The organism is Rubellimicrobium aerolatum, assembly GCF_017872975.1.
GTDB lineage: Bacteria > Pseudomonadota > Alphaproteobacteria > Rhodobacterales > Rhodobacteraceae > Rubellimicrobium > Rubellimicrobium aerolatum.
Genome location: NZ_JAGGJP010000010.1, coordinates 113,597 through 132,955, shown reverse-complemented (window position 1 = coordinate 132,955; position 19,359 = coordinate 113,597). Strand labels below are relative to the sequence as shown.

The following is a 19,359-nucleotide window of genomic DNA, read 5'->3' as shown; positions in this document are numbered from 1 at the left end:
TATGCAAAACGACCCCAAACCGTCGATCCCGACAAGCCTAAAGCAACCGCCCACATATCCCTTCAAGATACATTCGAATGTCAAATAGCAGGGGAGCGCAAGGACAGGAAACCCGCAGCAGCAACCCCTTTCCAGAAGCCGCGCCGCGCCATCGCCAATCCCAAGAGATCCCCACGGACTGCATCCAAGCTCACTGCCCGGACCGTCCGCCAACCCGACACCGCGTCGCCACGCCGTCGGTGAAGCGCTGTCTAGAGATGCCGCACGCCCCGCGCAAGAGAAAAACGACAACCCGGCTGCAGAAAAATGACAGGGCCTGCGACAGGCCCCGGGACCGGGCACGCGCGCCCCTCATTCGGCCGCCAGGCGAACCCCGTCGGGAACGCCGAGGGAGGCGATCTCGGCCACCACGCCGCGCAGCAGGCGGCGGAAGTCGTCGAAGGCGGCGCTGGGCTCGACCAGCCGTTCGTCCATGTAGAGCGAACGGTCGATCTCCACCTGAACGGCGTGCTGCCGCCGCGAGGGCCGCCCGTAGTGCTGCACCACGTAGGCCCCGGCGAAGGGCATGTTGCGCGACACCCGCAGCCCCGCCCCGACGAAGGCCGCCTCGATCAGGTCCACCACGCCCGCCGAGGCCGCCGCGCCGAAGCGGTCGCCCAGCACGACCTCCGGGCGCGGCCCGCCCGGGCCGCCGATCGACTCGATCGCTTCGTGCGGCATGGAATGGCAGTCGATCAGCACCGCCTCGCCGAAGAGCGCGTGGCTCTCGGCCAGGAGGTCCTGCAAGGCCTCGTGGTAGGGCCGCCAATAGGCGTCGATGCGGCCCTGCGCCTCGGACAGGGCGATCCGCCCCCTGTGGATCGGCCGCCCGCCGGCGACGACGCGGGGAATCACGCCCAGGCCCGAGGCCACGCGCGGGTTGTGCACGGGACGCCGCACCCCTTCGATCAGGGCGGGGTCGAGCTCGTCGGGGGCGCGGTTGAGGTCCACGAAGGCGCGCGAGGCGAAGGCGCGCAGCAGGGGCGCCCCATGGTCGGGCGCGCAGTCGAAGAGCACGTCCACGAAGGCGTCCTCGGAGGAGCGGATGCCGCGCGCGTCCAGCTCGGCCCGGTCCAGGAAGGCCTGGGGATAATCGCGCCCCGAATGCGGCGAGGCGAAGACGACCGAGGTCGTCCGGCGTTCGGGGCGCGTGATCTCGAAGGCTTGGGTCATGGGCGTCGAAGGGTCCGTCTCATGCGAGCCGCTGGCCTAGATAAGGCGGAATGGTGCCCCGCCAAAAGCCCTTGACCACCCCGCGCGCAGCAATTATCCACCGCCCACCCGATGCCGAGGCCTTGTGCCCCGGCGACGCGGACGGGCGGTTAGCTCAGCGGTAGAGCACTACGTTGACATCGTAGGGGTCACTGGTTCGATCCCAGTACCGCCCACCATCTTCCGGCGCGGTCCATTCCGGACCCGCACGAACCGTAACAAGGCGCAATGCGCGCCGCGAACAGGAGAGACGACGATGAAGGTCGCCAACTCGCTCCGCTCGCTCAAGCAGCGCCATCGCGATTGTCGCGTCGTGCGCCGCAAGGGCCGGGTCTACGTCATCAACAAGACGCAGCGCCGCTACAAGGCCCGCCAGGGCTGAGCCGCGCCGGCCGGCCTCCGGGGTCGCCGCAACGGACAAGAGGGGCCGCCGCCGGGCAACCGGGGCGGCCCTTTTCCGTGGGGCGGTCGGGTTTTCCCCACCGGGTCCGGGCAGTTGCCGCTGGCCTCGGGCCGGCCTCGGGTCGTAGGTTGCCCCGACGGGACGCCGGGGAGGACGGGACGATGGGGACGACGAAGGCGGGACGGCTTGGGCCGGCGGTGGCCTTGGCCTGCGGCATGGGGCTGCCGGCGGCGGCGCAGGACTTCTGCGGCGGCGCGAGCGCCAACGGCCAGTGGATCGGCGGGACCGAGGCGGCCTCGGACGTGGCCACGGCGGCCTCGCACCTGGAGCAGATGGCCCTCGTGCTCCAGAACAACGAATACGTGGCGCTGTTCTCGGTCTCGGTGCCGACCGCCGTGCGCCTGGAGGCGCAGGGGCGCGGCGCGGGCGACCCTATCCTCGACCTGCGGGACGAGGGCGGGGCGGTGATCCTGACCGACGATGATTCGGGCGGCGACGGCGCGGCCCGGGCCGAGATGGAGCTGACGCCCGGCCGCTACTGCCTGATGATGCGGTCCTACGACGGCTCGCCCATGACCGGCTTCGTCCGGGCGGGGCGGAGCGAGCACGAGGCGCTGACGCCGGGGATGGACGCGCCTGTCGTCGCGGGCGGCGGAGGTTGCGACCTTTCGACCGTCACGGCCTTCTTGGGCGAGGGGGAGCCGCTCGACGCGCTGATCGCGCGGGCGCGGGTCACGGCCACGGCCTCGGTGAACGAGACGCCCTTCTGGGGCTTCCGGCTGTCGGAGCCGACGGCGATCTCCATCACCGCCGAGAACCCGGAGGCCGATCCGACGATCACGCTCTACGACGCGGGCGGGGCTCATCTCGCCGACAACGACGACTGGGACGGACTCAACTCGCGCATCGACCTGGGAGCGCCGCTGCCGCCCGGCGACTACTGCCTCGCGGTGGGCGCGCTCGGCGACACGGCGCTGCCGGTCACGGTCAGCGTCTCGGCCTACGACGCCCAGGCGGTGATGGCCGGACTCTATGACCGGGCCGAGGCCGCGCCGCCGCTCGACGGCTCGCATCCGGTGATGGCGCTGGGACCGCTGGCGACGCGGCTGCGGCAGGACGTGGCGACCACCGACCGGGCGACGTGGTTCTCGTTCGAGGTGGGCCGGCCCGGCCTCGTGCTGGTCGAGGCGCTGACCAACGACATGGGCGACCCCTACGTCGCGCTGTTCGACGAGGTCGGGCGGCAGGTCGCCTACAACGACAACAACGGCGACTCGCTCGATTCGCTGCTGGCGGCTCGGGTGATGCCAGGCACCTACCTCCTGGCCGTGCGGCAGTATGGCGACGGGGCGCAGGCGCCGACGCGGGTGCTGTTCGAGCTCTTCGAGCCCGCGACCGCGCCCTGACCTCAGGGCGCCCGTGGAGGCCCCAGCGTGTCGGCGAGGAGGCGCGCGAGCGTCTCCCCGTCGAGGAAGCCCGTGACCGGCAGGCCCCGGTCCTCCTGATAGGCGCGGATCGCCCCGCGCGTGGCGTCGTCGAAGGTCCCCTCAACCGGGCCGGGGTCGAGGCCCAGGGCCGCCAGCCGTTCCTCGACCACCCGCGCGGTCGGCGCACCCAGCGCCAGCGCCGCCTCCCCGGCGCGGGCGGCCTCGGTGGCCCGCGCCTGGGCCTCCTCCTGGGCCAGGGCGTCGAGCCGCGCCCGCGCCGCGCCGACGAAGCGCCCCTGCGGGGAGGCCGCGAGGTAGCCCTGCAGCGCCGCCGTCGAATCGGCCGCGCGGGCGCGGTCCCAGGCGGCGATGTCCTGCGCCTGCGCCACCTCGCGATTCGCGGCGTCGAGAGCAGCCAGACCTTCGGTCGCGACCCCGGCATAGACGCCCTCCGGGAAGCGGGCGAGGTAGGCGCGCAGCCCCGCCTCGTCGCCCCGCGCGCCCGTCTCCTCCCAGGCGGCGCGGTCGGCGGCCTCGGCCTCGGCCTGCCGGCGCTCCTCGGCGGCCACCTGCTCCGCCGCCTCGCGGGCGGCCTGCGCGGCCAGCCGCTCCCGCTGCTCGCGGTCGAGGAAGGAGGTCTGGGGAAAGCCGTTCTGCTGCTGCCAGTCGGTGATCGCCCGGCGCGAGGCCGGCCCCAGAACGCCGTCGATCCCTTGCGGGTCGAAGCCCAACGCGGCGAGGTCGCGCTGCACCTCGCGCCGCCCGTCGCGCGTCATGGCGAGCGCCTCCTCGGCCAGCCGCGCCTCGCGGCCGGGCTCGGACAGCAGCGCGGCGATGGCGGCCCGCGCCTCGGCGGCGTGGCGCCCCTTGGGATGGGCGGCGAGGTAGTCGCGATAGGCGCCCAGCGTCCCCGACGCGGCCGTGGCCTGCCAGAGGGCGTCGTCCTCCGGCCCGCCCGCGTCGGCAAGGAGCGCCGCCCCTTCGGGCAGCGGCCCCAGCGCCCGCACCGGCCCGCCCACGAGGTTCGCGAGGGCGACGCCCGGCTCGGCCAGCCGGTCGGCCAGCAGGCGCGCGGCCTCCTCCGGCGGCGCAACGAGCACGGCGACGCCTTCGGGCACCTGCACCCGTCCGACCCCCTCGCGCAGCCAGGGGTCAAGCGGGGCCTCGGCCCCAGGGTCCGCCCCGAGGAGGAGCACCGCCCGCAGCGGCGCGCGCCCGAGCACGGCGAGGAGGCTCTCGACCGACACCGACCGCGCCTCCACGCCAAGGAGCGTCGGCGCGCCTGCATCCGCCGCCAGCCACCAGGTCCGCGTCCCGTCGGTGACGAATCGCCCGGCCAGCGCGACGACCAGCCGGTCGGCCTCGGCCCGCGCCAGATCGGCCAGCAGCGGGGCCACCGCCTCGGCCGTCGCGTCGCGCAACGCCAGCACCCGGAAGCCCGCCGCCCCGAGCGCGGGCGTCGCCCCGGCGAGGTCGGCCCCGCCTGCCACGTCCGGCAGCGTCCGGTAGTCGCCGGTCCCCAGCACCAGCGCCAGATCCTCGGCCCGCCCCGCCAAAGGCAGGAGCGCAAGCAGCAGGGCGGCGGCAAGGCGGCGCATCGGTCGGTCCTTTCCCAAGCGGGGCCACGGGCCGAGGATGGGGCGCGAAGGCCCCCTCCGGCAAGGACGCCGTGGGGCCTCAGCCCTCCAGCGCGCTGTCCTCGGCATCGGTGGGCGAGATGCCCATGGCGTCGAGCCCCGCCTCCAGATGCTCGGCCAGATGGTCCACGCCCTTGAGGTAGTCGGCGGTCGAGAGGGTCGCCTGCTCGGCCGCGGTGCGGCGGGCGTCGTCCCATTCCTCGGGCTCGAAGTCGCCCCGCCCGATCCAGCACAACGCCACGAGGTCGTAGCGCTGGTCCTCGTTCATGCCCTCGATCAGGCCGTCGAACTGCTCCTCGGCGCCGGTGTACTGCTCCGTCATCTCGCGGGCGAGGAGGATCACCTCGCCGACCTGATCCGCTCCGATGTCCATGCGTCTTCCCTTTCAGTCTTGGCAGGGGCAACCGATGGCCCCGCGCCCCGGTTCCGGCCGCTCAGCCGTGCCGGTAGGGGGTCTCGATGCTCGGGGCGTCGCCTTCGCCGGTTCCCTCGGCGCGCGGCGCCCAGCTCAGCGGCAGGTAGGTCCCCGCCCGCTCCACGAAGCCGGTGCCGCCCTGGCCCAGCCAGAAGGTCCGGCCGTGGAGGCCGCGCACCACCGTCCAGTCCGCCGTCCGCGTGACCGACCCCATCGTCCCGCCGGGGCCGCCCACGCAGGCCGCGCCGTTGCCGCAGGGGCTCAGGCGATAGCTGGTGGGGCCGCCGGGCTCCGAGGCGAAGATGGCAATGGCCCCCTGCCGCAGCGGCGTGTCGGCGAAGGACCGCGCCAGCAGCCGGTCCGAGGCCGCCCCCACGCCCGTCGTCCCCGTCTGCGCGCAGGCCCCGAGGGCGAGGAGCCCCACCATAACCGCCATCCACCGCCCCGCCATGCCGAGCCCTTCCCTGCTGTCGTTCGCGGCGGAGGCTAGCCCGCCGCCCTGGCCCTGTCCATCAGCGCCGGCCGAACAGCCGCTCGATGTCCTGGAGCCGCAACGCCACGAAGGTCGGCCGCCCGTGGTTGCACTGCCCGGCGTTGGGCGTCCGCTCCATCTCGCGCAGGAGGGCGTTCATCTCCTCGGGCCGCAGCCGCCGCCCCGACCGCACCGAGCCGTGGCAGGCCATCCGCGACAGCACCGCGTCCACGCGCCGCCCGATCCCCCCGCCCTCCCCCTCCTCGCCCAGCGCGGAAGCGGCGTCGCGCAGCAGCGCCGCCCCGTCCGCGCCCGACAGGATGGCTGGCACTTCGCGCAGCGCCACCGCGCCGCGCCCGAAGGGCTCCACCACCAGCCCGAGCCGCGCGAGGTCGGGCGCGGCGTCGGCGAGCCGCTGCGCCTCGTCCTCGGGCAATTCCACCACCAGCGGGATCAGGAGAGCCTGGGTGCGAACCGGCCCCTCGGCCATCTCGCGCTTGAGCCGCTCGTAGACCAGCCGCTCGTGGGCGGCGTGCTGGTCCACGATCACCAGCCCCTCGGCCGTCTCGGCCACGATCCAGTTGCCGTGGAGCTGCGCCCGCGCCGCGCCCAGCGGGTGGGCCGCCTCCACCTCCTCGGGCGCGATCCAGGGCGCGGCGGGCGGCATCGCCTCGGCGAAGGCGGAGGTCAGGGCGGGGGCCTGCGCGCGGAACGCCGCCTCGACGGCGCGGGGCGAGGGCGGGGCGGGCCGGAAGGTCCAGGGCTCCGGCCGCGCCGCCTCGATCAGCTCCTCGGCAAGGGCGGGCGCGGGCCGCAAGGGCGCAAGCGCCCGGCGCAGCGTCCCGACCACCAGCCCACGCACGCAGTCGGAGTCGCGGAACCGCACCTCGGCCTTGGCGGGGTGCACGTTCACGTCCACCCGCTGCGGGTCGCAGTCGAGGAACAGCGCCGCCATCGGGTGCCGCCCGGAGGCGAGCACGTCCATGTAGCCCGCCCGCAGCGCGCCCAGGAGCAGCCTGTCCCGCACCGGCCGTCCGTTGACATAGACATGCTGCGCCGTCGCGGCGCCCCGCGCCTCGGTCGGCAGGCCCGCCCAGCCGGTCAGCAGGTGCCCGTCCCGCTCCGCTTCCAGCGGCAGCGCGCCGTCCGAGAAGGCCCGCCCCAGCACCGCCCGCAGCCGCCGCCGCAGGGGCTCGCGCGGGTCGCCCAGGTCCGGCGACTCGGCATCGAGCCGGATCACCAGCCGCTCCCCGTCGGTCAGGTCGCGCAGGGTGAAGGCCACGAAGGGCTCGGCCATCGCGAGGCGGCGGAGGGTGTCGGCGATGGCTTGCGCCTCGGCCCGCTCGCCTCGCAGGAACTTGAGGCGGGCGGGAGTGGCGAAGAACAGGTCGCGGATCTCGACCACGGTGCCCCGTGACAGCGCGGCAGGGCGCACCGGCGCGACCCGGCCCCCTTCGGCCGCGATCACCGCCGCCTCCTCGCCCGCGACCCGGCTGGCGAGCGAGAGGCGCGCCACGGCGGCGAGCGAGGCCAGCGCCTCGCCCCGGAAGCCGAAGCTGCGGATGTCGAGAAGGTCCGCCCCGTCGGTCTTGGAAGTGGCGTGCCGGGCGAGCGCCAGCGGCAGCTCCCCGGCGCGGATGCCGCAGCCGTCGTCCTCCACCCGGATCAGCGCCCGCCCCCCCTCGCGGATCGCCACGTCGATGCGCGTGGCCCCGGCGTCGAGCGCGTTCTCCAGCAGCTCCTTCACGGCCGAGGCGGGCCGCTCCACCACCTCGCCCGCCGCGATGCGGTTGATCGCGTGGGGATCGAGCGGACGGATCGTCGGGGGCACGGGCGGGCGGGTCATGGCCCGAAGACTACGCGCGCGCCCGGCCCCAGGCCAGAGCGCGCGCGCCGGGATGCCTCAGGGCGTGGCGGCGGCGGGCTCCGTCGTGCCACGCGCGGGCGCGGGGGCGGGGGCGGGGGCGGGGGCGTCCGGCTCCAGCCCCTCCGGCTGGCCCACCACGACGACGCGCAGCCCTTCCGGGTCCATCAGCCGCGCCGCCACGCGCCGCACGTCGTCCAGCGTCACCGCCTCCACATAGCCGTTGCGGTTCACCACGTAGTCGGGCGGCAGGCCGATCATCTGCATCCCCACCAGGATGCCCGCGATCTGGGCGTTGCCGTCGAACCGCAACGGGTATTCGCCGGTGATGAACGTCTTGGCCGCGTCCAGCTCCTCTTGCGTGACGCCGTTCGCCGCCACGTCGGACCAGATCTCCCGCACCAGGGCGATGGCCTCCCCGATGGTGCGGTTGTCCGAGGCGACCGAGCCCATCCACAGGTCGGCGTAGTCCTTGTCCACCAGCGAGGTGCCGATCCCGTAGGTCAGGCCCCGCTTCTCGCGCACCTCGTCCATCAGCCGCGATTCGAAGCCGCCGCCGCCCAGCACGTGGTTCAGCACATAGGCCGCGAAGTAGTCGGGATCGTCGCGCGGCAGGCCCACCTGCCCGAAGATCGCCTGCGCCTGCGGACTCGGGTAGTTTACCACCGTCGTCCCGCCGGTCACGGTCGTCGCGGGCGGGGCGGGCAGCGCCGGCCCCTCCTGCGGCAGGTCGCCCAGGAGCCGGTCGAGCAGAGCGCCCAGCTCCTCGGGGTTGATGTCGCCGACCGCGCCCACATACACCCGGTCCTTCACCAGCGTGTCGCGATGCGCTTGCACGAGGTCGTCGCGCGTCAGGCCCGCCAGCGACTCGGCGGTGCCGTTGATGTCGGACCCGTAGGGATGGCCCGGGAAGGCCTCGGCCATGAAGGTGTCGCTGGCGATGCTGCCCGGATCCTGCGCGTTCGAGGCGATGATCGACTGCAACTGCGCGCGCACCCGCTCGATGGCGTCCTCGTCGAAGCGGGGCTCGACCAGCGCCTGCCGCAGCAGGTCCACGCCCGCGTCGCGGTTCTCGCTGAGCCACGAGGCCGAGAGGCTCACCGCGTCGTCCGAGGCGTCGAAGCCGAAGGACGCCGCCAGCGCCTCCCGCGCCTCCTGGAACGCCCGGGCATCCATGTCGCCCGAGCCTTCCTCCAGCAGCGCCGTCATCAGGTTGACGGACCCGCGCTTGCCCTCGCGGTCGAGGTTCGCGCCGCCGCGGATGCGGATCTCCAGCGCGGTGAAGGGGATGGAATGCTCCTCCACCAGCCAGGCCTCGATGCCACCGGGCGAGGTCACCTGCTGGATGGAGATCTCGGCCTGGGCGGCGGTGACGGCGGCCCAGAGCGACAGGACGGAGGCCAGGACGGCGCGGATCATGGCTGGGGCTCCTCGGCCGGAACGGGGGTGGGGGTCCCGGCCGAGGCCGGGGTGGGCGCGTCCTCGCCCGACGCGGGCGCGGACAGGAACAGCGTCACCGACGCCCGGGGGTCGAGCACCTCGCGCGCCGCCGCCAGCACCTCCTCGGCGGTCACGGCCTGGAGCGCCTCGAGCCAGGCTTGCACGTCCTGCACCGTCAACCCCGAGGCCAGCGCCGCGCCGTAGCGGTTGGCGAGCCCGTCCACGTTGTCGCGGGCGTAGATCTCCGAGGCCCGGAGTTGCGTGCGGATGCGATCGATCTGCGCGGCGTCCACGCCCTCGGCCAGGAACGCGGCGGCCGCGTCGTCCATGGCCGCCTCGGCCTCCTCCAGCGACACGCCGGGGCGCGGCGCGACCGTCAGGCTGAACGTCCCCTCGGTCAGCGCCATCCCGTCGTAGCCCGCGCCCGAGAACAGCGCGACCGGCGATTCAAACGTCAGCTTCTCGGCCAGGACCGAGGTGAAGGACGACCCGCCCAGGATCTCGGCGAGATAGGTCAGCGCGGCCGCACGCGCCTGATCGCCCGCCTTGCGCGCGGGCGCGATGTAGCTGCGGACCAGGTAGGGCTGCGACACGCGCGGGTCCTCGTAGGTCAGCCGCCGGGGCGCGAGCTGCGGCGGCTCGGTGGTGCGGACGCGCGGCGGCAGGCCCGGCTCGGCGGGCAGCAGGCCATAGCTGGCCTCCGCCATGTCGATGACCTCCTCCGGGTCCACGTCGCCCGCGACCACGAGGATGGCGTTGTTGGGCGAGTAGTACAGGTCGTAGAAGTCCCGCACCGCCGTCCCGTCCAGCGCCTCCATCTCGTGCCGCCAGCCGATCACCGGCGTCCCGTAGCGCGAGTTCAGGAACAGCGCCGCCCGCATCTGCTCCTGCGCCAGCGCGCCGGGCTCGCTGTCCACGCGGGTGCTGCGCTCCTCCAGGATCACCTGCCGCTCGGTGGCGATGTCCTCGTCGGTCAGTTGCAGGTCGTTCATCCGGTCCGCCTCCATCGCCATCATCAGCGGCAGGCGGTCGGCGGCGACGCGCTGGAAGTAGGCGGTGTAGTCGAAGCTGGTGAAGGCGTTGTCCGTCCCGCCGTTCTCGGCCACCGTGCGGCTGAACTCGCCGGCCTCCAGGTCGTCGGTGGCCTTGAACAGCAGGTGTTCGAGGAAGTGCGCCGCGCCCGACACGCCGGGCGGCTCGTCGGCCGATCCGGTGCGATACCAGACCATGTGGACGGCGACGGGAGCGCGGTGGTCCTCGATCACCACCACCTCCATGCCGTTGTCGAGGGTGGCGGTCGTCACCTCCTGCGCGAGCGCGGGCGAGGCGGCGAGAAGGCCCAGCATCAGGGCGGGCAGGCGGGTCACGGGCGGGCTCCTCCGGGCAGCGGACGCTGGGCGCACCGTCCACCGAAGCCGGGCCGTCCGCAAGCGGGGGCTACGCCGACGTGATGCGGCGCGAGGGGTGTTCAGCGTCCCGGCGTGGCGCGGTTCGCGCCGCCGGGTGGCGGCAGCTCCAAGGCCGCGGGCTGGACCAGCGGCAGCGCCGGGGCCAGCACGACCGGGTTGGCCGTGGTCCGCCCGAAAGCGTCGCGCCAGTCGCCACGTTCGCCCCCGCAGGCGGCGAGAAGAAGGAAGGCGGCCCAGGCCGCCCGTCGAGCAAGAGCATTCTCCGTCATGCCGCCCTCATAGCGCAGCGGAATCGGCCCGTCACCCCGTCTTGGCGGTCCGGGGGCGCGGGGCCTTGCCGCCCTCCTCCACGCGGCCCGGCGCCTTCGCGGCCCGGCTCCGGCCGCCCTCCGCCGCGGCGTCCGGCTTGGGGCCCGGCGCCTTCGCGGCCCTAGCGGGCGGGGTCTTGCCCTTCCCCGCGAACAGCACCAGCCCCACCGCCCCAGCAAAGACCGCGATGTCGGCGACGTTGAAGGCATACGGGTTCTCGATCCCGCAACAGCTCATGTTGAGGAAGTCCGCGACAGCGCCATAGAGCACCCGGTCCACCACGTTCCCCAGCGCGCCGCCGACCAGCAGCCCCGCCGAGACATGGACCAGCCGGCTCCCCCCCTCGCGCCAGATCCAGGCCGTCACCGCGCCCGAGATGACCAGCGCCACCGCCACCAGCACCCAGCGCATGTCCACCTCGGAGAACAGGCCGAAGTTCACGCCCCGGTTCCAGGCCATGCGGAAGTTGACCAGCGGCGGCAGCACGTCGATCTCCAGCCGCGTCCGCAGGTCCAGCCAATGGACCACCAGCCACTTGGTGGACTGGTCCAGCAGGAAGACCCAGAAGGCCGTCCAGAACAGGAGCCGCGTGGGCGGGGGCTGGCGCAGCCGGGGCATGGTCAGTGCCGGAAGTGGCGCATGTCGGTGAAGACCATCGCCATCCCCGCCGCGTCGGCCGCCGCGATCACCTCGGCGTCGCGCATCGACCCGCCGGGCTGGATCGCCGCCACCGCCCCCGCCTCGGCCGCCGCAAGGAGACCGTCCGCGAAGGGAAAGAAGGCGTCCGAGGCCACCACCGGGCCGGCCGGGGGCGCGGCCATCTCGCCCATCTTGCGGGCGGCGATGCGGACCGAATCGACGCGGCTCATCTGCCCCGCGCCGATGCCCACGGTCGCGCCGCCCTTGGCCAGCACGATGGCGTTGGACTTGACGTGCTTGGCCACCCGCCACGCGAAGAGGAGGTCGCGCATCTCCTCCTCCGTCGGCGCGCGCCTCGTCACCACCCGCAGCTTGCCCATGTCCGGAACGCCCGCGTCGCGATCCTGCACGAGGAACCCGCCCGCGACCTGCTTCCACATCAGCCCCGGCGCGACGGCCTCGGGGAGCCCGCCCGCCAGCAGCAGCCGCAGGTTCCCCTTGCGCGCCAGCACCTCGCGCGCGCCCTCGTCGGCGTCGGGGGCGATGACAACCTCGGTGAAGACCTTGGCGATGGCCTCGGCCGCCTCGGCGTCCAAGGGGCGGTTCAGGGCGACGATGCCGCCGAAGGCGCTCACCGGGTCGCAGGCCAGCGCCTTGCCGTAGGCCTCGGCGAGGGTCGCGCCCGTCGCCACCCCGCAGGGGTTGGCGTGCTTGACGATCACGCACGCAGGCCCGTCGCCCGCCGGGAACTCCGCCGCCAGCTCATAGGCCGCGTCCGTGTCGGCGATGTTGTTGTAGGACAGCTCCTTGCCCTGCACCTGCATGGCGGTCGCCACCCCCGCCCGTGCCTCGCCGCCCCGGTAGAAGGCCGCGCGCTGGTGCGGGTTCTCGCCATACCGCAACGTCTGCACAAGCCGCCCGGTCAGCGCCCGGAACCCCGGCGCGGCCTCGCCCCCGGCCATCCATCCGGAGATGGCCGCGTCATACTCCGCCGTCCGCGCGAAGGCCTTGCGCGCCAGCCCCCGCCGGAACGCGCCGGTGGTCCCCCCCTGCGCCTCCAACTCCGCGAGCAGCGCCGGATAATCCGCCGGATCGGTCAGCACCGCCACGTCGGCGTGGTTCTTGGCCGCCGCCCGGATCATCGCCGGCCCGCCCACGTCGATCTGCTCGACCGTTTCCTCGAACCCGGCCCCCCGCGCCACCGTCGCCTCGAACGGGTAAAGGTTCACCACCACGAGGTCGATGGGCGCGATCCCGTGCGCCTCCATCTCGGCCACGTGGCCTGCGTCGCCGCGCTTGCCCAGGATGCCGCCGTGGATGCGCGGGTGCAGGGTCTTGACCCGACCGCCCAGCATCTCGGGGCTCCCCGTCACCTCGGCCACCTCGGTCACGTCCAGCCCCGCCTCGCGCAGCATCCCGGCCGAGTTGCCGGTCGAGACCAGCGCCACGCCCCGCGCGGCCAGCCCCGTCGCCAGTTCCAGCAGCCCCGCCTTGTCCGACACGGACAGCAGGGCGCGGCGGATGGGTCGCAGGTCTTGGGTCATTCGTCGTCCTCCTCGTCCCAGTCCGTCCGGGGGTTCAGGTCGCGCAGGCCCTCGGGTGTGCCGCGTCCCTTGGCGAGAGTCCAGCGCAGCCGCGTCGTCGGCCGCAAGGCCCGCGTCCCCAGCACGATCTGGCGCGACGGGCGCGGGCGCAGCCGCCCCTCCTCCAGATGGATCGAGGGCTCAAGGGCCAGGTCGCCCTCCTCGCCCGCCGCGAAGAGCCACTCCTCGCCGCTCGGCAGCCGGATGGCGATGCGCCCGTCGGCTTCGGGCGCGGCCTCGGCGTCGGGATGCAGGTGGAACCGCACAGCCACCGCCAGCCCCAGGTGGCTCGACGCTTCCAGCGCCGCGTCGAAGGCCGCCCCGTCGGCGGCCGTCAGCGTCGTCAGCAGGTCCTCGCCCCGCAGCAGCCGCCCGTCCGGAGACAGTTGCAGGGTCCGCGCATGGGTCAGCCCATGGCTCGCCCGCCAGCCGTCCTGGGCGACCTCGACCTTCAGGCCGTCGTCCAGCGCCTGCGCCTCCACCAGCACCCGCGCCGGGCCCGCCACCAGCCGCTCCCCCGCCTCGCCGGGCCGCAGCGGCCCGAGCCGCGCACTCGACACCTGCTCCAGCGCGAGCGTCGAATGGCTGGGCGTGGCCCGCGCCGCCCGCCGCCAGCGCGCGCCGAAGCCCCGCCCCGGCCCCAGGCTCACCACCACCGGCCGGCGGCCCGAGGTCAGCTCGAAGGCCAGCGTCGAGGCATGGGCGGCGACCGAGTCCGCGCCCTGGGGCGGGGCCGCCGCGTCCACCATCACCGTGGTCCGCCCCGCCGCCAGCCGGAAGAAGCCCATCGGGCGCGGCACCGCCGTCCCTCGCAGCACCGCGACCGAGGGCCGCCCCGCCGCCGCCAGCACCCGGTCGGCGAGCCCCTCCGCCCCCCGGTCGCCGCCATGGAACCGCGCGAGGCCCCCGTCCGCGTGGCGCAAGGCCCGCAGCGTCGGCGCCCCGCGCGCCACCGTTGCCGCGAGGGCCGGATCGGCGGCCCGCCCCGCCGCCACCAGCGCGGCGTTCGCCTCCACGAGCAGCGCCAGGATCTCCAGAAGCTCCTCCGGGTTGCGACTCGCCACCGCACCCTGCGCGTCCACCGCGCGCCCGGCCTCCGCGACCAGGGCCGCCAAGGCCGTCACCGCCAGCCGCCCCCGCCCCGGCAGCGCCAGCCCGGCCCCCAGCAGCGCCGCCAGCGCCTCGACCCGCGCCCGCGCGCCGGCCGCCTGCCGCCAGCGCCACCCCAGGAACCGCGCCTCGGCCGCCACCGCCCGCGCCAGCCACGCCTCGCCCACGCCCGGCGGGTGCAGCAGCACCCGCGCGTGGCCCATCAGCCGGATCAGCCGCCCTGCCGACAGCTCGGGCGTCCAGCCCGGCCCCGCGCCCGACCCATGGCGCGCGATCCACTCGGCCACCCAGTCCTGCGCCAGCCGCCGCGCCGGGGCCGTCCCCAGCGCCAGAAGGTCGTCGAGCCAGCCCATCCCGTGCAGAGCCGCCGCCTCGGGCTCCCCGGGCGCGAGGTCCCAGACGGACCGCCCAGCCGCGTCCATCAGCTCGGCGCCCACGCGGACCCGCCCCTTCAGGATCAGCCGGCCCCGCGCGGGGTCGCCGGCGACGCGCGGCTCGGGCCAGGCGACCGGCCCGGAAACGCCTGTCCGGGCGGCAAGGCGGGCCGCCGCGCGGTGGCCCAGCCCCCTGGCCCGCGCGCGCCATCCCGCAGCCCTGCCCACGTCCGCCCTCCGCCTGTCCGTCAGGAAACCCTAGGCCGGTCGCGCGCCGCTTGTCACCGCCCCCGCCCCGCGTGGCTCCCGCGCCGTCGCACGGCGGCCACGTCAGCCCGGCGTCCGCAGCCGCCCCACGAAGAACCCGTCCAGCCCGCCGAGATCGGCCCAATGGTCCGGCCGCGTCCGTAGCCCCAGCTCGGTCCGCCACGCGGGCTCGACCCCCGGCGCGTCGGCGACCTCGACCGACAGCCCCGCGTGCCGCTCCAGCGCCGCCTCGACCTGCGCCTCCCCCTCGTCGGGCAGCAGCGAGCAGGTCGCGAACACCAGCCGTCCTCCCGGCCGCAGCAGCCCCAGCGCATGGTCGATCATCCGCGCCTGCAGCTCGATCAGCCCGCCGATCTCGGCCCCGTCCCGCGCCTGCGGCAGGTCCGGGTGCCGCCGGATCGTCCCGGTGGCCGAGCACGGCGCGTCCAGCAGCACCGCGTCCCAGCCCCCTTCGTCGAACTCCAGCACGTCCCCCTGCACGATCCGCGCCTTCAGCCCGGTGCGCGCCAGGTTGTCGCGCAGCCGCTCCAGCCGGGGGGCCGACAGGTCCAGCGCCGTCACCTCCGCCCCCATCGCGGCCAGTTGCAGCGTCTTTCCCCCCGGCGCGGCGCAGAGGTCCAGCACCCGGTCTCCCGGACGTGGGTCCAGCACCCGCGCCGGCAGCGCGGCGGCGGCGTCCTGCACCCAGAACTCGCCCTCTTGGTAGCCCGGCAGCGCCGTCACCTGCGCGCCGCCGTCCAGCCGCACCGTCCCCGTCGGCAGGAGACGGCCGCCCAGCCGCTCGGCCAGCCGCGCCGGATCGCCCTTGGCCGACAGGTCCAGGGCCACGCCCGCCCAATGCGCGGCCTCGATCCCCCGCACCGCCGCGCCGCCCCAGGCCTCGACCAGCGGCCCGCGCAGCCAGTCCGGCAGGTGCGGCGGCCCGAGCCGCGCCCAGGCCTCCGGCCCCTCCTCGCCCAGATGCCGCATCACGGCGTTGACGAGGCCCCGGAACCCCTCCGTCCGCCTGCCCTCGGCCACCAGAGCCACCAGCGCGTTCCCCACGCCGTGCGGGGCCTCGCCCTGCCCGATCTCCAGGGCCCCCAGCCGCAGCAGGTTCCGCACCGTCGGCGGCGGGGCCTTCCGCAGGCGCGGACCGAGCCACCCATCGATCCGCGACAGGTTCCGCAGCGTCTCCACCGCCAGCCGTTGCGCCCGCGCGCGCCCCTCGGGCGGCAGGCTCGCCAGGATCGCCGCGGCGCGCGGGTCCGACAGCAGCATCCCCTCCGCCGTGACCGCGTTCAGGAGCCGCCACGCCGCCCGGCGCGGCCCGAGCCCCGCCCGGTCCTCGCCGTCCCTCGCCGCGCCTGTGCCGTTCCGTGCCATGGACGCTCCCTGCCCCGCTTGCCGCGTCGCGACCGCGCGCCCTATATGGCCGGGGTCCGTGCCCCGCAAGGCACCGATCCCCTGCGCGAGGTTCCGATGACCGACGACACGCCGCTCCCCCCCGCCGCCCAGCGCGCCCTCGCCGAGGCCGAGGCCCGCCGCAAGGCCGCCCGCCCGCTCGACCTGCCCCCCGAACGGGACGGCCGCCCCGGCCCCGAGCCCGTCCGCTTCGGCGACTACGAGCTCAAGGGCCGGGCCATCGACTTCTGACGGTCATCCTGCCGCAGGGCGGGCTCAAGTCCGCCCTACACCAGCCCCAGCACGTCCAGCATCGTATACTCCCCCGGCACCTTGTCCTGCCCCCAGAGCGCCGCCCGGATCGCGCCGCGCGCGAAGATCGCCCGGTCGGTCGCCACGTGGCGCAGCACCACCCGCTCGCCCTCGCCCGCGAAGATCACGTCGTGCTCGCCCACGATGTCGCCACCCCGGACGCTGGCAAAGCCGATCCGCCCCGCACCGCGCGCGCCGGTGATCCCGTCCCGGCCCCGGTCGGCCACGGCGTCCAGCGCCACGCCCCGCCCCTCGGCGGCGGCCTCGCCCAGCATCAGCGCGGTCCCGGACGGCGCGTCCACCTTCATGCGGTGATGCGCCTCGACGATCTCCACGTCCCAGTCCTCGCCCAGCGCCTCCGCGACCTTGCGCGTCAACGCGACCAGCAGGTTGACCCCGAGGCTCATGTTCCCCGCCCGCACGATGGGCGCGTGGCGCGCGGCGGCGGCGATCCGGGCCAGGTGCCCCGCCTCCAGCCCCGTCGTCCCGATCACGTGCACCGCCCGCGCCTGCGCCGCCAGCCCCGCGAACTCCACCGTCGCGTCGGGCGAGGTGAAGTCGATCACCCCCTGCGCCGTGGCGAAGGCCTCCAGCGGATCGTCCGTCACCACGACCCCCAGCGCCGCCCCGCCCATCGCCTCGCCGAGGTCGAGGCCCACCCAGGGGTGCCCCGCCCGCTCCACCGCGCCCACCAGCCGCGCGCCCGGGTCCGCGGCGATCAGCCCCGCCAGCACCCGCCCCATGCGTCCCGAGACGCCCGTCACCACCAGCCCCGGCCGATCCTGCATCGCCAACCCCTTGTCGAACCGCGCCCCCTCTAGCGCCCGCGCCGCCCCAGGGCCAGCGCGCTTGGCATTTCCCCGGCTTGCGCCTACATGGCGCGCATGAGCCGCAGCCCCTCCTCCCCCGCCGGCCCGTCCCAGCGCGTGCTCCGCGTGGGCGAGCTGATCCGCCGCAACCTGAGCGAGATCCTCGCCCAGGGCGGCCTGCACGACCCCGACCTCGACGGCGTGCCGATCACCGTGGGCGAGGTGCGGGTCAGCGCCGACCTCCGCGTCGCCACCGCCTATGTCCTGCCCCTCGGCGGCGCGAACCGCGACGGCATCCTCGCCGCGCTCCGCCGCAGCAAGCCCGAGATCCGGCACCAGATCGGGCGCGGCCTGACGCTTCGCCACGTCCCCGACCTCCGCTTCGAGATCGACGAGACCTTCGACCGCATCGAGGCGACGCGCCGGATGTTCGCGGACGAACGGGTGCGCCGCGACATCGACGCCGCGCCGTCCGAGACCCGCCCCTCGGACGAGTCCGGGGACGCCGCCGAGTGATCCGCGTCGCCGCGCTCGCCGCCCTCGCGCTCCTCCTGCCCGCCACGGCCCGCGCGCTCGACTGCCGCGACGTGACCTGGGAGGGGCTGCCCTTCGCCGTCTGCGAGGTGGACGCCCGGGCCGAGCGGCTGTCGCTCTTCCTGAACGACGCGGGCGGCCAGCCCTACGGCTCCTTCGCCGCCGTCGAGGCGGACCACGGCCCCCTCGCCTTCGCCATGAACGCCGGGATGTATCACGAGGACCGCCGCCCCGTGGGCCTCTACCGCGAGGCCGGGCGCGACCTCGCCCCGCTGGTCACGCAACCCGGCCCCGGCAACTTCGGCCTCCTCCCCAACGGCCTCCTCTGCCTGTCCGGCGACGGCGCCTTCGTGGTCGAGTCGCTCGCCTACGCCGCCGGCGCGCGCGCCTGCGACTCGGCCACCCAGTCCGGCCCCCTGCTGGTGATCGGGAGCGAGTTGCACCCCCGCTTCCTGCCCGATTCCGACTCGCGCCACATCCGCAACGGCGTCGGCACCTCGGCCGACGGGTCCCGCGCCGTCTTCGCCATCTCCGACAGCCCCGTGACCTTCCACGAGTTCGCGCGCTTCTTCCGCGACGGCCTGGGCCTGCCCGATGCGCTCTACCTCGACGGCAGCATCTCGCGCCTCTACGCTCCGCCGCTCGGCCGCGACGACTGGGGCCTCGCCCTCGGCCCCATCGTCGGCCTCCTCGCCGCCGACGCCCGGCCCTGACGCCTTGACCCCGCCGCCCCGCGCGTCTAGGGCGCGGGCCTTTCCACGCGGAGGGTGACATGGGACGCACGCGCAAGGGCCGGGCCATCTCGGGCTTCCTGATCGTGGACAAGCCGGCGGGGATCACCTCCACCTCCGTCGTCAACAAGGTCCGCTGGACGATGCAGGCCCAGAAGGCCGGCCACGCCGGCACGCTCGACCCCGCCGCGACCGGCCTCCTCGCCGTCGCGCTGGGCGAGGCGACCAAGGTCCTCCCCTACGTCACGGACGCCCTCAAGGCCTACGAGTTCACCATCCGCTGGGGCCAGGAGACCGCCACCGACGACGCCGAGGGCGAGGTCGTCCGCGCCAGCGACCTCCGCCCCACCGACGCCGGGATCGAGGCCGCGCTCCCCGCCTTCCGGGGCGACATCCTCCAGGTTCCCCCCGCCTTCTCCGCCGTCAAGGTGGACGGCGAGCGCGCCTACGACCTCGCCCGCGACGGCGAGGTGCTGGAGCTGTCGGCCCGCCCGCTCCACGTCCGCAAGCTCGACCTCCTGTCGCGCCCCGACCCCGACCACGCGGTGCTGGAGATGGTCTGCGGCAAGGGCGGCTACGTCCGCTCCATCGCCCGCGACCTGGGCCGCGCGCTCGGCTGCCTCGGCCACGTCACGCGGCTCCGCCGCACCTGGTCCGGGCCCTTCGCGCTCTCCGGGGCCATCACCTGGGCCGAGATCGAATCGGCGGGCCAGGGCGAGGCGCTCGACGCCCGCCTGCTCCCCTTGGAGACCGCGCTCGTCGGCCTTCCCGAATGCCGCTGCCCGGAGGCGAGCGTCGCCCTCCTGAGGAACGGCGCGGCGGCCCCGGTCTTCCCCGCCGAGGGCGTCGAATGGGGCGACGAGGCCTGGGCCAGCCGCGACGGCCGCGCCGTCGCCGTGGGCCACTACGAGGGCGGCACCCTCCGGCCCACCCGCGTCTTCGCCGCCTGACGGTCGCCCGCGCGCGCCCGAAGGACGGGCCCCGGCCCGC

At 75.1% G+C, this 19,359-nt stretch carries 19 protein-coding genes and 1 tRNA gene; 7 read left to right on the top strand and 13 right to left on the bottom strand.

Annotated elements, in window-relative coordinates; all coding sequences use genetic code 11:
• Window positions 1-351: 351 nt before the first annotated feature.
• Entirely contained in the window at window positions 352-1,212 is an 861-nt protein-coding gene (locus J2Z33_RS12450) for an N-formylglutamate amidohydrolase (RefSeq protein ID WP_209841520.1), read from the bottom strand.
• 143 nt (window positions 1,213-1,355) lie between these two features.
• Here J2Z33_RS12450 and J2Z33_RS12445 point away from each other — a divergent pair.
• The 3 genes from J2Z33_RS12445 to J2Z33_RS12435 all read left to right on the top strand — a co-directional run bounded on the left by J2Z33_RS12445 (window position 1,356) and on the right by J2Z33_RS12435 (window position 3,060).
• Window positions 1,356-1,430 (top strand) — tRNA-Val (locus J2Z33_RS12445).
• Window positions 1,431-1,507: 77 nt separating this feature from the next.
• On the top strand, window positions 1,508-1,633 hold the full coding sequence (gene ykgO, locus J2Z33_RS12440; protein ID WP_037280171.1) for a type B 50S ribosomal protein L36: 126 nt from the start codon (window positions 1,508-1,510) through the stop codon (window positions 1,631-1,633).
• 182 nt (window positions 1,634-1,815) lie between these two features.
• Window positions 1,816-3,060 (top strand): DVUA0089 family protein, encoded by a 1,245-nt coding sequence (locus J2Z33_RS12435; RefSeq protein WP_245218811.1) that lies wholly within the window; start codon window positions 1,816-1,818, stop codon window positions 3,058-3,060.
• Between the two features lie 2 nt (window positions 3,061-3,062).
• Here J2Z33_RS12435 and J2Z33_RS12430 read toward each other — a convergent pair whose 3' ends face one another.
• The 11 genes from J2Z33_RS12430 to J2Z33_RS12380 form a co-directional block, all read right to left on the bottom strand.
• On the bottom strand, window positions 3,063-4,679 hold the full coding sequence (locus tag J2Z33_RS12430; RefSeq protein WP_209841518.1) for a peptidoglycan-binding domain-containing protein: 1,617 nt from the start codon (window positions 4,677-4,679) through the stop codon (window positions 3,063-3,065).
• Window positions 4,680-4,758: 79 nt separating this feature from the next.
• The gene (locus J2Z33_RS12425; protein WP_209841516.1) at window positions 4,759-5,091 is read right to left on the bottom strand and encodes a DUF3775 domain-containing protein; all 333 of its coding nucleotides are present in this window, start codon (window positions 5,089-5,091) and stop codon (window positions 4,759-4,761) included.
• 61 nt (window positions 5,092-5,152) lie between these two features.
• Window positions 5,153-5,584 (bottom strand): hypothetical protein, encoded by a 432-nt coding sequence (locus J2Z33_RS12420; protein WP_209841514.1) that lies wholly within the window; start codon window positions 5,582-5,584, stop codon window positions 5,153-5,155.
• 61 nt (window positions 5,585-5,645) lie between these two features.
• A complete protein-coding gene (mutL, locus tag J2Z33_RS12415; protein ID WP_209841512.1) occupies window positions 5,646-7,451 on the bottom strand; it encodes a DNA mismatch repair endonuclease MutL in 1,806 nt (601 codons plus the stop codon).
• A gap of 57 nt (window positions 7,452-7,508) precedes the next feature.
• Window positions 7,509-8,888, bottom strand: a complete 1,380-nt coding sequence (locus tag J2Z33_RS12410) for a M16 family metallopeptidase (RefSeq protein WP_209841509.1) — start codon at window positions 8,886-8,888, stop codon at window positions 7,509-7,511.
• Window positions 8,885-10,255 (bottom strand): M16 family metallopeptidase, encoded by a 1,371-nt coding sequence (locus J2Z33_RS12405; RefSeq protein ID WP_209841535.1) that lies wholly within the window; start codon window positions 10,253-10,255, stop codon window positions 8,885-8,887. The genes J2Z33_RS12410 and J2Z33_RS12405 overlap by 4 nt, the downstream gene beginning before the upstream one ends.
• A 122-nt stretch (window positions 10,256-10,377) precedes the next feature.
• Complete coding sequence (locus J2Z33_RS12400) at window positions 10,378-10,587, bottom strand: hypothetical protein (RefSeq protein ID WP_209841507.1); 210 nt, start codon at window positions 10,585-10,587, stop codon at window positions 10,378-10,380.
• A 31-nt stretch (window positions 10,588-10,618) separates the two neighbouring features.
• Complete coding sequence (gene lspA / locus J2Z33_RS12395; RefSeq protein ID WP_209841505.1) at window positions 10,619-11,245, bottom strand: signal peptidase II; 627 nt, start codon at window positions 11,243-11,245, stop codon at window positions 10,619-10,621.
• Between the two features lie 2 nt (window positions 11,246-11,247).
• Window positions 11,248-12,810 carry a bifunctional phosphoribosylaminoimidazolecarboxamide formyltransferase/IMP cyclohydrolase gene (purH, locus tag J2Z33_RS12390; RefSeq protein WP_209841503.1) on the bottom strand — a complete coding sequence of 521 codons (1,563 nt, stop codon included), beginning with the start codon at window positions 12,808-12,810 and terminating at the stop codon, window positions 11,248-11,250.
• On the bottom strand, window positions 12,807-14,561 hold the full coding sequence (locus J2Z33_RS12385; RefSeq protein ID WP_209841501.1) for a heparinase II/III family protein: 1,755 nt from the start codon (window positions 14,559-14,561) through the stop codon (window positions 12,807-12,809). Before J2Z33_RS12385 ends, purH begins: the two co-directional genes overlap by 4 nt.
• A 102-nt stretch (window positions 14,562-14,663) precedes the next feature.
• Window positions 14,664-15,965: an RsmB/NOP family class I SAM-dependent RNA methyltransferase gene (locus J2Z33_RS12380; protein ID WP_209841498.1), complete on the bottom strand. Its 1,302-nt coding sequence runs from the start codon at window positions 15,963-15,965 to the stop codon at window positions 14,664-14,666.
• Between the two features lie 96 nt (window positions 15,966-16,061).
• Here J2Z33_RS12380 and J2Z33_RS12375 point away from each other — a divergent pair, with 96 nt between their 5' ends.
• Window positions 16,062-16,235, top strand: coding sequence for a DUF1674 domain-containing protein (locus J2Z33_RS12375; RefSeq protein WP_209841496.1), 174 nt, complete (start codon window positions 16,062-16,064; stop codon window positions 16,233-16,235).
• 35 nt (window positions 16,236-16,270) lie between these two features.
• On the opposite strand, the gene dapB is transcribed toward J2Z33_RS12375, so the two are convergent.
• Window positions 16,271-17,083, bottom strand: coding sequence for a 4-hydroxy-tetrahydrodipicolinate reductase (gene dapB / locus J2Z33_RS12370; protein WP_209841494.1), 813 nt, complete (start codon window positions 17,081-17,083; stop codon window positions 16,271-16,273).
• Window positions 17,084-17,179: 96 nt separating this feature from the next.
• On the opposite strand from dapB, the gene rbfA reads away from it, so the two are divergent.
• From rbfA to truB, 3 genes are read left to right on the top strand one after another with little or no spacing between them, the layout of a single operon-like run.
• Entirely contained in the window at window positions 17,180-17,620 is a 441-nt protein-coding gene (rbfA, locus tag J2Z33_RS12365) for a 30S ribosome-binding factor RbfA (RefSeq protein WP_209841492.1), read from the top strand.
• Window positions 17,620-18,351: a phosphodiester glycosidase family protein gene (locus J2Z33_RS12360; RefSeq protein ID WP_377110380.1), complete on the top strand. Its 732-nt coding sequence runs from the start codon at window positions 17,620-17,622 to the stop codon at window positions 18,349-18,351. Before rbfA ends, J2Z33_RS12360 begins: the two co-directional genes overlap by 1 nt.
• Window positions 18,352-18,410: 59 nt before the next feature.
• Window positions 18,411-19,319: a tRNA pseudouridine(55) synthase TruB gene (gene truB / locus J2Z33_RS12355; RefSeq protein ID WP_209841487.1), complete on the top strand. Its 909-nt coding sequence runs from the start codon at window positions 18,411-18,413 to the stop codon at window positions 19,317-19,319.
• Window positions 19,320-19,359 lie beyond the last annotated feature (40 nt).